The organism is Butyricicoccus pullicaecorum (assembly GCF_002160355.1).
Lineage (GTDB): Bacteria > Bacillota > Clostridia > Oscillospirales > Butyricicoccaceae > Butyricicoccus > Butyricicoccus pullicaecorum.
The window spans coordinates 93,247-106,195 of record NZ_NFKK01000002.1 but is presented as its reverse complement, the minus strand read 5'-3'; the positions used below and the strand labels follow the sequence as shown (position 1 = coordinate 106,195).

General features: G+C 56.5%; 12 protein-coding genes and 1 pseudogene. 7 read left to right on the top strand and 6 right to left on the bottom strand.

The genetic code is table 11. From position 1 onward, the window contains the following. Positions 1–122: 122 nt before the first annotated feature. From rpsO to serC, 6 genes are all read right to left on the bottom strand, one after another. Positions 123–389 (bottom strand): 30S ribosomal protein S15, encoded by a 267-nt coding sequence (gene rpsO, locus B5F17_RS02200; protein WP_016147536.1) that lies wholly within the window; start codon positions 387–389, stop codon positions 123–125. A gap of 204 nt (positions 390–593) precedes the next feature. Continuing rightward, positions 594–878 carry a hypothetical protein gene (locus B5F17_RS14575; RefSeq protein ID WP_143287653.1) on the bottom strand — a complete coding sequence of 95 codons (285 nt, stop codon included), beginning with the start codon at positions 876–878 and terminating at the stop codon, positions 594–596. 27 nt (positions 879–905) lie between these two features. Continuing rightward, positions 906–1,334, bottom strand: coding sequence for a hypothetical protein (locus tag B5F17_RS02195; protein WP_087370292.1), 429 nt, complete (start codon positions 1,332–1,334; stop codon positions 906–908). A gap of 88 nt (positions 1,335–1,422) precedes the next feature. Continuing rightward, on the bottom strand, positions 1,423–3,150 hold the full coding sequence (locus B5F17_RS02190; RefSeq protein ID WP_087370289.1) for a phospho-sugar mutase: 1,728 nt from the start codon (positions 3,148–3,150) through the stop codon (positions 1,423–1,425). Between the two features lie 252 nt (positions 3,151–3,402). Further along, the gene (locus B5F17_RS02185) at positions 3,403–4,572 is read right to left on the bottom strand and encodes a phosphoglycerate dehydrogenase (protein WP_087370286.1); all 1,170 of its coding nucleotides are present in this window, start codon (positions 4,570–4,572) and stop codon (positions 3,403–3,405) included. 15 nt (positions 4,573–4,587) lie between these two features. Then, positions 4,588–5,676, bottom strand: a complete 1,089-nt coding sequence (serC, locus tag B5F17_RS02180) for a 3-phosphoserine/phosphohydroxythreonine transaminase (protein WP_016147540.1) — start codon at positions 5,674–5,676, stop codon at positions 4,588–4,590. A 150-nt stretch (positions 5,677–5,826) separates the two neighbouring features. On the opposite strand from serC, the gene B5F17_RS02175 reads away from it, so the two are divergent. From B5F17_RS02175 to pdxR, 7 genes and pseudogenes are all read left to right on the top strand, one after another. Further along, a complete protein-coding gene (locus B5F17_RS02175) occupies positions 5,827–6,645 on the top strand; it encodes an epoxyqueuosine reductase (protein ID WP_087370284.1) in 819 nt (272 codons plus the stop codon). Beyond that, positions 6,642–7,997 carry an aminotransferase class I/II-fold pyridoxal phosphate-dependent enzyme gene (locus tag B5F17_RS02170; protein ID WP_087370282.1) on the top strand — a complete coding sequence of 452 codons (1,356 nt, stop codon included), beginning with the start codon at positions 6,642–6,644 and terminating at the stop codon, positions 7,995–7,997. Before B5F17_RS02175 ends, B5F17_RS02170 begins: the two co-directional genes overlap by 4 nt. 38 nt (positions 7,998–8,035) lie before the next feature. Further along, on the top strand, positions 8,036–8,359 hold the full coding sequence (locus B5F17_RS02165; RefSeq protein ID WP_016147543.1) for a cyclic-di-AMP receptor: 324 nt from the start codon (positions 8,036–8,038) through the stop codon (positions 8,357–8,359). Next, complete coding sequence (locus tag B5F17_RS02160; protein WP_087370280.1) at positions 8,359–9,249, top strand: DNA polymerase III subunit; 891 nt, start codon at positions 8,359–8,361, stop codon at positions 9,247–9,249. Before B5F17_RS02165 ends, B5F17_RS02160 begins: the two co-directional genes overlap by 1 nt. 35 nt (positions 9,250–9,284) lie before the next feature. After that, positions 9,285–10,049 (top strand): annotated as a pseudogene (locus B5F17_RS15045) (PSP1 domain-containing protein); the annotation flags it as partial. Between the two features lie 616 nt (positions 10,050–10,665). Continuing rightward, on the top strand, positions 10,666–11,106 hold the full coding sequence (locus tag B5F17_RS14770; RefSeq protein ID WP_016147546.1) for a MarR family winged helix-turn-helix transcriptional regulator: 441 nt from the start codon (positions 10,666–10,668) through the stop codon (positions 11,104–11,106). Positions 11,107–11,211: 105 nt separating this feature from the next. After that, positions 11,212–12,615: a MocR-like pyridoxine biosynthesis transcription factor PdxR gene (gene pdxR, locus B5F17_RS02145; RefSeq protein WP_087370273.1), complete on the top strand. Its 1,404-nt coding sequence runs from the start codon at positions 11,212–11,214 to the stop codon at positions 12,613–12,615. Positions 12,616–12,949: the final 334 nt, after the last annotated feature.

Genomic DNA, 12,949 nt, shown 5'->3' with positions numbered 1-12,949 from the left:
ATGCCAAAAATCAGCGTTTGGCCTGTCCTCCAATTGCTAAAGCCGCGGCGTTGCCGCCCTTGGGTTACATGGGAACAAGTAGCAAGCAAGGGGGGCACGGATGCCCCCCTCGATTTTGATACTTACTTACGGATGCCCAGCTTAGCGATGAGTGCACGGTAACGGTTAACGTCCTTCTTCATCAGGTAGTTGAGCATGCTGCGGCGCTGACCAACCATCTTCAGCAGACCACGGCGGGAGTGGTTGTCCTTCGGATGCTGCTTCAGGTGCTCGGTGAGCTCGCCGATGCGTGCAGTCAGGATTGCAACCTGTACTTCCGGAGAACCGGTGTCGGTCGGATGGGTGCGGTTAGCTTCGATTACAGCGTTCTTGTCTTCCTTACGGATCATGGTATTTTCACCTCATAAAAAATTTTAATAGTCCCCGCAGGCTGAGTATTGGACGGTGAAACGGCACGCTCTGACGTGTCCTGTGCCCGAAATACTAAGCAAGGGGCAAACAAATTACATTTATAATACCATGAACAAGTCGATTTGTAAAGGGGTTTCCGACAAACAGCCTTCAGCAGGAAGCAACATATCCCGACAAAAAATTCACAGAAAATTTATGAATTTTTCACATTGCATCCACACAGACTTTTTCCTATAATAGAGTACATCAGTTGAGCAAGGGCGCTCAGGTAAAGCGCAGCTTATCGACTGACGGTTTATTTTGTTAGATACGCGGTGGGGGTTGTGCAAAAGCGTGGCCTGAAACCGCGTTTTCTTTTTATATCCAGCGTTTTTCGGCATTTTTGTACGCAGTCGTACAGGATGCCGTTTTTTATTTCCTCTTTTCCAAAAAAGCAAAGCCACGCCTGACGGCGCGGCTTTTTTCATACCTATTTTGAGCTTTCTGTGCAGTTTTTATTCCCGCGGCTGCACCATGCACGCGCCGACACCGGCAGCGAGGGTCAAAAATGCAGCAAAGAATCCGATCACGGCATGGATGGCAAAACTGCCCATGCCCAGGAAGTTTTCAAAGTAAAACAGTCCATGGAACGGTGCCAGCATGGCATTTCCCAGCGTATCGACCAGTGTATGCTTCATGTTCAGGAAGATGGCAATGTCCATCACACCCAATACAAGCGCGTACAGCATGAGCAATACTTCAAGCAAACGGCTGTGCAGCGGCAGTCCCACCGGAATGATCACGAGCAGCAGCACCATATAAACGATCGATACGATCAGATTGGTCTGAGAATTGTCCGGGTTCATCGTGAACCACACATTCAGACCAACTGTCAGGGCAGCCCACAACAGCAAAACAGTGATCGGGCCAATAAATCTCCGCATATTCGCCTCCTTATCTCTCTGTACAGGACAAGAGGGCGCGGCAATGGCGCTGCGCCCCCCTTGTCCGAACATACGGAATGTTAATTTTTTACTTTACGATTTCCTTTGCAGCGTCAGCCAGTGCAGCGACCTTTGCGTCAGACTCTGCCTTGCTGTCTGCCTTAGCCATGATGTAAACCTTAACCTTGGGCTCGGTGCCGGACGGACGGATGATGAACGAAGTACCGCCTGCCAGTTCATAGTACAGTACGTTCTGGCCGGACAGCTCCATCTCCTCGGTCTTACCGCAAGAAACGCAGGTGCGTACGCCCGACTGATAATCGCGGATGTACTCGACCTTATGGCCTGCAACCTCGGTCAGCGGGGTTGCACGCAGCTCAGCCATGAGTTCCTTCATGCGCTCCAGACCTGCAACACCCGGCATAGTGATCGAGATGGTCTGCTCGGTGTAATAGCCGTACTTCTCGTACATGGTCTGCATTGCATCGTACAGGGTCATACCCTTGGTGCGATAGTATGCTGCCATCTCGGCAATCAGCATGGATGCAGTAACGGCGTCCTTATCGCGTGCGTAGTCGCCTGCCAGATAGCCGTAAGACTCCTCGAATGCAAACAGGTACTCGTGCGAACCGGTGGTCTCAAACTGCTTGATCTTCTCAGCCAGGAACTTAAAGCCGGTGAAGGTATCGAAGCAGTCAACGCCGTTCTTCTCTGCTGCAGCGCGTGCCATCTCGGTGGTAACCAGAGACTTGAGCACAGCCGGATGCTCGGGCATAGTGCCGGTCAGCTTCTTAGCCGTGATGACATAGTCGATGAGCAGCACGCCGACCTGGTTGCCCGACAAGGTCACATACTCGCCCTCGCTGTTCTTGAGCACGATACCGGTGCGGTCTGCGTCGGGATCAGTGCCGATGATAAGGTCAACGCCGTTGGCCTTTGCCAGATCGATCGCCAGATGGAAACCTTCCTTGTTCTCCGGGTTGGGGGACTTTACGGTCGGGAAGTCGCCGTCGATGACCATCTGCTCGGGCACACAGATAATGTGCTTGTAGCCGATGCGCTTCAAAATCTCGGGTACCAGACGGTAGCCTGCACCATGGAACGGGGTGTAAACCAGCTTAAAGTCGTCGGCAACCTGCTTGACGCAATCGGGATTGATGGCAACCTTGAGCACTTCCTTGAGGTATGCTTCGTCGGTCTGCCAGTCCATCATCTTGACCAGGCCCTGTGCCTTTGCCTCTTCAAAGTCCATGGTCTTGACATCAGCAAAGAAGTCCAGTGCGCCCATTTCCTTGGCGACAACATCGGCTTCCTTGGGCGGCAGCTGTGCGCCGTCTTCCCAGTATACCTTATAACCGTTGTACTCCTTGGGGTTGTGGGACGCGGTGATGTTGATGCCGGCGATGGTGCCATAGTAACGGATGGCAAAGGACAGCTCGGGGGTCGGGCGCAGCTCGTCGTAGAGCTTGACGCTGATGCCGTTGGCAGCCAGGATGCAGGCAGCCAGCTGTGCGAACTCGGGCGAGAAGTGACGGGAATCATAGGCGATTGCCACGCCGCGTGCACAGGCTTCCGAACCGTTCTGGACGATCAGATTGGCCAGACCCTGGGTTGCCGCACCGACCGTAAAGCGGTTCATGCGATACAGACCAACGCCCAGTACGCCGCGCAGACCAGCCGTACCAAAGGACAGCGGAGCAAAGAAACGATCCTTGATCGCATCCTCATCGCCGCGGATTGCCTCCAGCTCAGCGCGCTCATCTGCGGTCAGTGCCGGAGATGCAAGCCAGCGCTCATACTCAGCCATATAATTCATAATCCATTCACCTCATAAACGTTTTGTATCAAAATCCTTGTGGGAAATACTCCCTTATATAAATTATACAATAAACTTGGTCGTTTGCAAGGTAGTTTTTTGTAAATTTTGATACTGTTCGGTTTTCTCCTGCCAAAATGGTGCGTGGATTTTCTCACAAAATGCACAAAAGCGCGTCCCGGAATTCACATTTCGAAACGCGCTTGTTTCATTCTTGCATCAACGCTCGTCGATTTTCAGAAACCATTCGGCTTACAGATTTTCGATCGAACGTACACGAATCATGCCGTCAACCGCACGGATCGCATCCAGCACTGCGTCGGTCGGTACGCCGTTTACATCCACGATGGTGTATGCGTAATCGCCGCGCGAACGGTTGCCCATGTTCTCGATGTTCATGCCCTGTGCGGACAGCGTCGAGGTGATCTGTGCGATCATGTTGGGTACGTTCTTGTGAATCAGGCACAGACGGTGACCGCCCTCATAGGGTACCTTGAGGTTGGGGAAGTTGACCGAGTTGCGGATGGTGCCGTACTCGAGGAACTCGCGAATTTCGGCTGCTGCCATCTTTGCACAGTTGTCCTCGCTCTCCGGGGTGGAAGCGCCGAGATGAGGCATGATGACTGCATTCTTCTGTGCCAGCATAGCATCGGAAGCGAAGTCGGATACGTAGCGTGCAACCTTACCGCATGCCAGTGCTGCTGCCATGACATCCTCATCAACCAGCTCGCCGCGTGCGATGTTGATGATGCGCACGCCGTCCTTCATCTTGGCAACTGCGTCCTCGTTAATGAGGTGCTTGGTGTCCGGAGTGAGCGGTACATGCAGGGTGATGTAATCGCAGTTTGCGAAGATCTCGTTTACATCGGTGATGTGCTTGACGGCACGGGACAGCTTGAGTGCGCCGTCAACCGACAGGTAGGGGTCGTAGCCCCAGACTTCCATATCCAGACCGACCGCAGCGTTTGCGACCTGTACGCCGATGGCACCCAGACCGATGACGCCCAGACGCTTGCCCATGATCTCCGGGCCTGCAAACTTGGACTTGCCCTTCTCAGCAGCCGGACCGATGTCCGGGGTACCTGCCAGGGACTTGGTCCACTCGATGCCGCCCACGATATCACGCGAAGCCAGCATCAGACCGCAGACAACCAGTTCCTTGACTGCGTTTGCGTTTGCGCCGGGGGTATTGAATACGACAATACCTTCCTCTGCGCAGTGGTCGAGCGGAATGTTGTTGACACCGGCGCCTGCACGTGCGATGCACTTGAGGTTCTCCGGGAACTTGGTGTCATGCAGCTTGGCCGAGCGCACCAGCACGGCGTCGTACTGGTCGAAGTCCTCGCTGCACGTATATTCAGCCGGGTCCAGACGATCCAGACCGACCTTGGAAATCTTGTTAAACAGTTTGACCTGATACATTGTCCTGATTCTCCCTTAGCCGTTTTCCTTGGCAAACTTCTGCATGAAGTCAACCAGCTTTTCGACACCCTCGTAGGGCATTGCATTGTAGATGGAAGCACGCATACCGCCAACCGAACGGTGACCCTTCAGGTTGGACATACCGTTCTCGATCGAAGCCTTGACAAACTTTGCGTCCAGATCGGCATCGCCGGTGCGGAAGGTTACGTTCATCATGGAACGGGAATCGGCACGTGCTGCCGGCTGATAGAAGGACTGGCTGTCCAGATAGTCATAGAGCAGCTTTGCCTTGACCTCGTTGCGCTTCTGCATCTCGGTCAGACCGCCGATCTCGTTCTCGATCCAGTCAAGTACCAGACCCAGAACATAGATTGCGTAGGTCGGAGGCGTATTGTACATGCTCTCCTTGTCAGCCATCAGCTTCCAGTCGAGCAGTACCGGCATCTTGTCCTGCGGGTAGTAGCCCAGCAGATCGTCGCGCACGATCACGACGGTCAGGCCGGCCGGGCCCATGTTCTTCTGTGCACCAGCCATGATGACACCGTACTTGGATACATCAATGGGCTTAGACAGAATGTTCGAGGACATATCGGCTACAACCGGTACAGAACCGGTCTCGGGGCAATACTTCCACTCGGTGCCGAAGATGGTGTTGTTGGCACAGTGGTAGAAATAGTCTGCGTCCGGGGACAGATCGAGTTCTGCCTGGGACGGGATGTAAGAGAAGTTATCCGCCTCGGAGGATGCCGCGACATGGATCTCGCCAAACTTCTTGGCCTCCTTGTACGCGTTCTTCGCGAAGTTACCGGTCAGCGCATAGTCTGCCTTACCGGTACGCATCAGGTTGAGCGGAATGGCGGAGAACTGCATGGTTGCACCGCCCTGTAAAAAGAGGACCTTATAGTTGTCCGGGATACCCATCACGCGACGCAGAGAGGCTTCCGTAGACTTGATAATGGAGTCGTACACCTTAGATCGGTGACTCATCTCCATCACTGACATGCCTGAACCCTGATAGTTGAGCATCTCAGCGGCTGCGCGCTCCAGCACGGGAACGGGCAGCATCGAAGGGCCTGCGGAAAAGTTGAAGATTCTTTCTGTCATCGCTTGTGACCTGCCTTTCATTACGTAATACTTTATAGGGATAAAGTATGAATGAGTCTATTATAGTCCCCCGCCGTGCCGCACGCAAGTGTTTCTTTGGCAAAACCTTTATGCTATAATGTAGAAAAAACCGTCGAAGGAGAAGGAATTTTGAACATTGTCGATAGATTGTCCGTGTCAGACGGACTCTGTGCATGTGGTGTGTGTGCGATGGGCACTCTGCTTTCCCACATGGACGACCGGCAGCAGCTCGGTCTGTCCCGTCTGATCGACTCTCCCCGCAGCGTCCTCGTTGCCCTCTTCCCCTACCTCACCGGCGCACCCTCCGGCAACCTGTCGCTGTACGCCCGAGGTCGGGACTATCACGCGGTCATTGCCGACCGGCTGGGTGCGGCTGTCGAGGCGTTCCAAGCTGAATATCCGGAAAACCACTTTGTCGTGCTGGCCGACGACTCCCCCTTGCCCGAGGTCTACGCCGCAGCCTGCGCCGGTCTGGGCTGCATCGGGGATAACGGACTGCTCATTCACCCCGACTACGGCAGCTATGTCTTTATCGGCACCATCGTGACCGATCTCGACCTGCCGGTGACCGAACAGACACCCAAAGGCTGTCTGCACTGCGGTGCGTGCCGCCGTGCCTGCCCGGTCGATCTGGACAAAGGACGCTGTCTGTCCGCACTCACCCAGCAGGGCGGCACGCTGACCGAGGAACAGGCCGCGCTCGTGCGCGAGCACCCGCTCGTGTGGGGTTGTGATACCTGCCAGCTGGTCTGCCCGATGAACAGACACGCCAAACAGACCGACATCCCGGATTTCGGGCAGTTCCTGATTGATACGCTGACGCTGGCCGATGTGGACGGTCTGACACGTCGCCAATTCTATGAAAAATACCCCGACCGCGCGTTCACCTGGCGCGGTCCCGCGCCGCTCCGGCGCAATCTGACCCTCAAAGAAGGAGACAACTCATGAATACCCCTCTGTATCATGCGCTGCGCGCCCTGTCGCAAAAGCATACCGCACGCTTTCACATGCCCGGGCACAAGGGCAAGGATGTTCTGCCCGATTTCGGCCCCATTTTGCCGCTGGACTTCACCGAAGTCTATGAGACCGGCAACCTATACACGGGAGAAGGCCCCATCCGACAGGCCGAGGAACAGGCCGCACGCTTCTACCACGCACCCGACTGCCATTTTCTGACCGGCGGTTCGACCCAGGGCATCCACACCATGCTGTACGCAGCTGCCGGTGCAGGTGCTGACGTGCTGTTTGACCGCAACTGCCACAAATCCGCCGCGCATGCGGCTGCCATGCTCGATCTGTCCCCGGCTTTCGTCTTTCCCAAGACCATCGAGCCGTTCGGCATTCCCGGTCTGCTCTGTCCGAATGACATTGACCGCGCACTGAGTCAAAATCCATCCATCCGTGCCGTGCTCGTCACCTCCCCCAACTATTACGGCGTGCGGCAGGATATCTCGGCGATTGCAGCCGTCTGCCATGCGCACGGCGCCAAGTTACTGGTCGACGCCGCGCACGGTGCGCACTTCCCCGCAGTCGGTCTGCCCTCACCCATTCAGGAGGGTGCAGACCTCGCGGCACTCAGTGCGCACAAGACACTCTATGCGCTCGGCCAGTCAGCTATGCTGCTGTCGGGCGGCACGATAGACAATGACCGTCTGCGTGAGGGTGCGTCCCTGTTCGGCACGTCCAGCCCGTCCTACGCCATGATGGTCAGCCTGGATCTGGCACGCGATGCGCTCGAGCAGGATGACAGCTATCAGAAAGCAGCCGAGGCCGTTCACGCCCTGCGCCTGCATCTGGCCGAGCACACCAGGTTCCGGCCGCTGATCGGAAACGACCTCGACCCCTGCCGTCTGACCGTCTCGACCGCCGGTACTGACTGGACGGGCGACAAGCTGGCCGACACGTTATATGAGCGGTTTGGGGTGGCATGCGAGATGAGTGACGCGCGTAATATGGTATGTATCGTCACGTCCGCCGATCTGGACGACAATCTGGATCGTCTGCGCGAGGCGTTGGACACCTTATCGCGTGAAGTGCAGCAGACCGCGCTGCCCGCACCCTTGCCGCCCTTACCCGTCCCCCGTCCGGCTCTGTCGGTGCGCCGCGCCCTGCTCGGCAATGCCTCCACGCTGTTTCTGGATGATGTACAGCCCGGCATGGTCTGCGCCCGTCCGGTCACCCCGTATCCGCCCGGTGTTCCCGTGCTCTGGCCGGGTGAAGAAATCACCGCCGAACACATTGTATTTCTCAGAAATCAATGTTATAATACGATTGACCGCATCTCTGTATATCAGCCGTGATTTTTTTACGGTGAGAGGCGGAAAAGGAGGGTTTCCCTATGAAAATGCTGCTTGCAATCATCAATTCCGATGACGCGCATAGTGTAATGAATCACCTCATGGAGGCCGGATTCCAGATCACCAAGCTCGCCACCACCGGCGGCTTTCTGCGTGCCGGTAACGTCACCATCCTGATCGGTCTGGAAGACTCCCGCCTGGACGAGGCGATGGATCTCATCCGCAAATATTCCAACACCCGCAAACAGATCATCCCGACGACGGCAAATCTGGGCGTTGGCTTCCATCCGGCAATGCCGGTCGAGGTCACGGTCGGCGGCGCGACCGTATTCGTGCTGAACGTCGAGCAGTTTGAGAAACTGTAATGCCTGGATTTGACGCTCTGCCCGGCAATACCGCACTCAAAGCTAGCCTGCGGACTGCGCTTGATCGCCGTTTTCCGCAGGCTGTTCTGTTATCCGGCCCGGATGGCAGCGGAAAAACCGATTTTGCTCAAACCATCGCAGCTGCACTCCTGTGCACCGGTGCTTCGCCCCGTCCGTGCGGTGCGTGCGCCTCGTGCCACAAAGTCGCGCACGGTACCCATCCCGATTTGATTGTCATCGATGAGGGAGATGGCGAAATCAAGGTCGAGACCGCACGCAATATCCGTGATGAGGCGGCCATTCTGCCCAACGACGGTGACCGCAAGGTCTTCATCATCCACAACGCCGACCGCATGAACCTGAGTGCACAGAATGCTCTGCTCAAGGTGCTCGAAGAGCCGCCGCGCTATGTCTTTTTTATCCTGCTCTCGTCCCAGCCCGGTGTCCTGCTCCAGACCATCCGCTCTCGCTGCGCCATCTATCAGCTCGAGCCGCCGCATGTGTCCGCCGACCAGAACCCCGAGCTGCTCGAGCCATCCCGCGCGTTCCTGCGCGCCATGGCCAAGGGAGACGAATACGGCATGCTGCTGGGTGCAAATGGATTTGCCAAACTGAACAAGGCTGCTTTTCAGCAGGCCATGACCCTGCTCGGGACCGCGCTGCGCGATGCCGCTCTGGTATCGGTCGGTGCTGCCCCGCTTGTCCCGGCACTCTCCGCCGAGACCCGCGCCCTCGCCGGCGCACTGACCGCGGAAAAAATCCTCGCGGTCTACGATCACCTCACGCTGCTGTCCCGCCGCGCTGAGGTCAACGCAAGCGCACCCATCCAGTGCGCTGTCCTTGCGGCAGGTGCTTACGCCATCTGCCATCCGCCGCGATCATCCAAATAATATCCGCGGCATACTGAAACGGAGGAACATTTAGATTGCTGACTGTCATTGGTGTCCGATTCAAACGAGTCGGCAAAGTATACTATTTTGACCCCTGCGGCATCACGGTCAAGCGCGGACAAAGCGTTATCGTTGAGACCGCACGCGGTGTCGAGTGCGGCGAGTGCGCCATGGGCAACACCGAAGTGTCCGAGCGCGAAGTCGTCTCGCCGCTCAAAAAAATCATCCGCATCGCGACCGAACGCGATCTGGAAGTCGCCCGCGAAAACGAGCGCCAGGCCAAGGAAGCCTACCAGATTGCACGGCGCAAGATCGAGGAACACAAGCTGGACATGCGCCTGGTCGCTGTCGAGTGCACCTTCGATCTCAACAAGATCCTGTTCTACTTCACGGCAGATGGCCGTGTAGACTTCCGCGGCTTGGTCAAGGATCTGGCTGCCATCTTCCGCACCCGCATCGAGCTGCGCCAGATCGGCGTACGCGATGAGGCCAAGATGATCGGTGGTCTGGGCATCTGTGGCCGCGAACTGTGCTGCGCGTCCTATCTGGGCGACTTTCAGCCGGTGTCCATCAACATGGCAAAGGAGCAGAACCTGTCACTCAACCCGGCTAAGATCTCGGGTACCTGCGGCCGCCTGATGTGCTGTCTCAAGTACGAGCACGAGGTCTATTCCGAGCTGCAAAAGGTCACACCCAAGACCGATAGTCTGGTCGAGACCCCGGAGGGTCGCGGCACTGTCCTGTCTACTCAGATGCTGCGCGGTACGTGCAAGGTGCAGCTCGAGGATGCACCGGACGAGCCCCGCGTTTTCGCGTGCACCGACTGCCAGATGATTCGCTCGGGCCGCGCCAAGAAGAACAATAATAACGGCAATAATCACAGCGGCGAATGCTGCCAGAACTGCGCAAAGCAGCAAAAGCAGCCCGAGATCGACCCCATGCAGGAGCAGGAGCCGGTCGCAGTCGCGCAGCCGCCTGTCCGTCCGCGCAACGAAAAGCCGCGTCGTGTCAAGGCTGCGCCCCAGAGCACTGAGGACAAGCCCGCAGCGCCCGCACGCAAGCCGCGCCGTGAAGCCCCCGACGGTTCCGACCGTCCCCGTCTGGTCAAGGCTGCACCGCCTAAGGATGCCGTCGAGCAGCCCGCACAGGAAGCTGGCGAGAACACCGAGTCCGGCGAGGTCGTACGCCGTCGCCGTCGCCGCCGCGGTGGTGCCAAGCGCCGCCGTTCGTCTGGTGAGGGTAACGCTACGCCGTCCGCTGAATAAGGATTCTTCAAGAGGCCGTCTGTCCGACGGTCTCTTTTTTCGTCCTCTTTTCGACAAAAATCCGTTTTTTTCACCTTCATCTTGTCTTTCCCACAGGGGTATGCTATACTTAGTTTGCCAAATTAACTATTTTTGCAGATTGGAGGGTCTCATGTCGGACTTTGATTCCATCAATAATTTTCTGGTCGATATTTGGAGTCGTATCAACAAAATCGAAGAGCGCACCCTGACAGCCGGCATCGGCGATAATATCTCGCTGACCGAGATCCATATTATCGAAAAGATCGCTGCCGAGCAACCCAGCCGTATGTCCACCATTGCAAAGTCGGTCGGTGTCACGCTGGCCACCTTCACGGTTGCCTGTGACAAGCTCGAGAGCAAGGGACTGATTCAACGCACGCGTGATACTGCGGACAAACGCGTGGTCAACATCTCCCTCACGCCGCGCGGCGAGGCCATCCATGCGTACCACAAGGAGTTCCATGAGCGCATGATCTCGGCCGCACTGAGCGAGCTGTCGGACAGTGAAACCGCGCTTTTGGCGAGCAGTCTGCAAAAGCTGCAATCCTTCTTTGAACAGCAAGACCAATAACGACCATACCGGGGCACCGATCACGCACGATCGGTGCCTTTTTGACTTGACTTTACCGCGCAAAACGGCTATTCTGAACTCATATTATCTGCGGAGGCTGGATGTATGCTGACCTATCACCTCGATCACACTGCAAAAATGCCGCTCTACGAGCAGCTATACCGCGCCATCCGCGCCGATATTATGAACGGCGTGCTCGCTGGCGGCGACCGACTGCCCGCCAAGCGTCCACTCGCTGAGCACCTCAAGGTCAGTCAGATCACGGTCGAGACCGCTTACGGCCAGCTGACCGCCGAGGGTTATCTGCGTGCCGTGCCCAGAAGCGGGTATTTCGTGCAGCAGCTCGATGCGCTCCCGCGCACAGCTTGTGCGCAGGCTGCGCCTGAAAAGCCGCAGGAAAAGAGCGAACAGACCGCGGATTTTGATTTTAAGACCAACGTCGTCGACACCGATTGCTTCCCGTTTTCGACTTGGGCAAAGTTGTCCCGCGCAGTGCTCACCGATTACGACCGCAGTCTGCTGCTGGCCGCTGCGCCGCAAGGTGTACCCGCACTGCGCAAGCAGATTCGGCAATATCTGTACGCCTTTCGCGGTATCTCGGTGGACACCGACCAGATTGTCGTCGGTGCAGGTTCGGAATATCTGGTCACCCTGCTTATCCAGCTTTTAGGACGCACACGCACCTATGCCATCGAGACCCCGGGCTATCCGAAATTAACTCAGATTTTCCGGGCAAACGATGCGGAGACTGCACCCATTCCACTGGATAACGAGGGTTTGTCCATGGAAGCACTGCGGCAGAGTGCGGCATCGGTCGCCTACCTGACCCCGTCCCACCATTTTCCCCTCGGTATTGTCACCCCGGCTGGCCGTCGCGCTTCCCTGCTGCGCTGGGCAAGCGAGAGCGAAGACCGCTATTTGATCGAGGACGATTACGATTCCGAGTTCCGCTTTACTTCCCGCCCCATTCCGGCACTCAAAGAGCTTGACCACGAAGATCGAGTCATCTACCTCAACACCTTCGCCAAAAGTCTGGCTCCCTCGCTGCGTATCGGCTATCTGGTTCTCCCGCGCCGTCTGCTGCCCGCCTATCAGGCAAAGTTCGGCGGCTATGCCTCCACCGTCCCGGTGTTTGAACAGTACACACTCGCGCGGTTTCTCGAGACCGGCAGCTTCGAACGGCATGTCAACCGCATTCGCATTCAATACAAAGCGCGTCTGGAAAGTCTGCTGGATGCACTGTCACAGTCTGAACTGCGCGGAATGTATACGGTATCGGGTGCCGAGGCTGGTCTGCATATCCTGCTGCATGTGGAAAATGGAATGGATGAAGGCGAATTGATCGCATCAGCGGCGAAACAGGGTGTTCGGGTGTATGGATTGTCCGGGTATTATGTGGATACCGCAGTCACTTGCCCACCCGCAACGGTGATTTTGGGCTATGCCGGTATTCCATCGGAAAAATTGCCCGATGCAGTCACCGCATTGGGGAAAGCTTGGAAAAAATAAAACCGCACCCTTTTCCCGCCCGCAGGCGTAATAAAAGTTTCGCCAGCCTTTTCAAAGGCTGCAGGTTCTCAGGGCAGAGCCCTGAGTCGTGTCCCGCAGGACACGAAATCCCCTTTTGATTTTCGCTTTTGCGAAAATCAACTAAAACATAACAAAAAAAGCGCGACCCACAGGTCGCGCAATCTCCCTGCGTGCAAAGCACGCTCATAAGAAAGACCACCCGAACGGGTGGTCTTTCTCTTTTTGTTTATTTCAATTGAAACCCGGGTCGGACACCGGGTTTCAAGAGGGAGTTTCGCTCGCTGCGGCGAGCGACTTGAGGCGCTGCCTCAAG

Bases quoted from the DNA above. Each gene is read 5' to 3' on its own strand.
- rpsO (WP_016147536.1), bottom strand. From the start codon at position 389: ATGATCCGTAAGGAAGACAAGAACGCTGTAATCGAAGCTAACCGCACC.
- B5F17_RS14575 (WP_143287653.1), bottom strand. From the start codon at position 878: ATGAAAAAAGCCGCGCCGTCAGGCGTGGCTTTGCTTTTTTGGAAAAGA.
- B5F17_RS02195 (WP_087370292.1), bottom strand. From the start codon at position 1,334: ATGCGGAGATTTATTGGCCCGATCACTGTTTTGCTGTTGTGGGCTGCC.
- B5F17_RS02190 (WP_087370289.1), bottom strand. From the start codon at position 3,150: ATGAATTATATGGCTGAGTATGAGCGCTGGCTTGCATCTCCGGCACTG.
- B5F17_RS02185 (WP_087370286.1), bottom strand. From the start codon at position 4,572: ATGTATCAGGTCAAACTGTTTAACAAGATTTCCAAGGTCGGTCTGGAT.
- serC (WP_016147540.1), bottom strand. From the start codon at position 5,676: ATGACAGAAAGAATCTTCAACTTTTCCGCAGGCCCTTCGATGCTGCCC.
- B5F17_RS02170 (WP_087370282.1), top strand. From the start codon at position 6,642: ATGAATACCCCTCTGTATCATGCGCTGCGCGCCCTGTCGCAAAAGCAT.
- B5F17_RS02165 (WP_016147543.1), top strand. From the start codon at position 8,036: ATGAAAATGCTGCTTGCAATCATCAATTCCGATGACGCGCATAGTGTA.
- B5F17_RS02160 (WP_087370280.1), top strand. From the start codon at position 8,359: ATGCCTGGATTTGACGCTCTGCCCGGCAATACCGCACTCAAAGCTAGC.
- B5F17_RS14770 (WP_016147546.1), top strand. From the start codon at position 10,666: ATGTCGGACTTTGATTCCATCAATAATTTTCTGGTCGATATTTGGAGT.
- pdxR (WP_087370273.1), top strand. From the start codon at position 11,212: ATGCTGACCTATCACCTCGATCACACTGCAAAAATGCCGCTCTACGAG.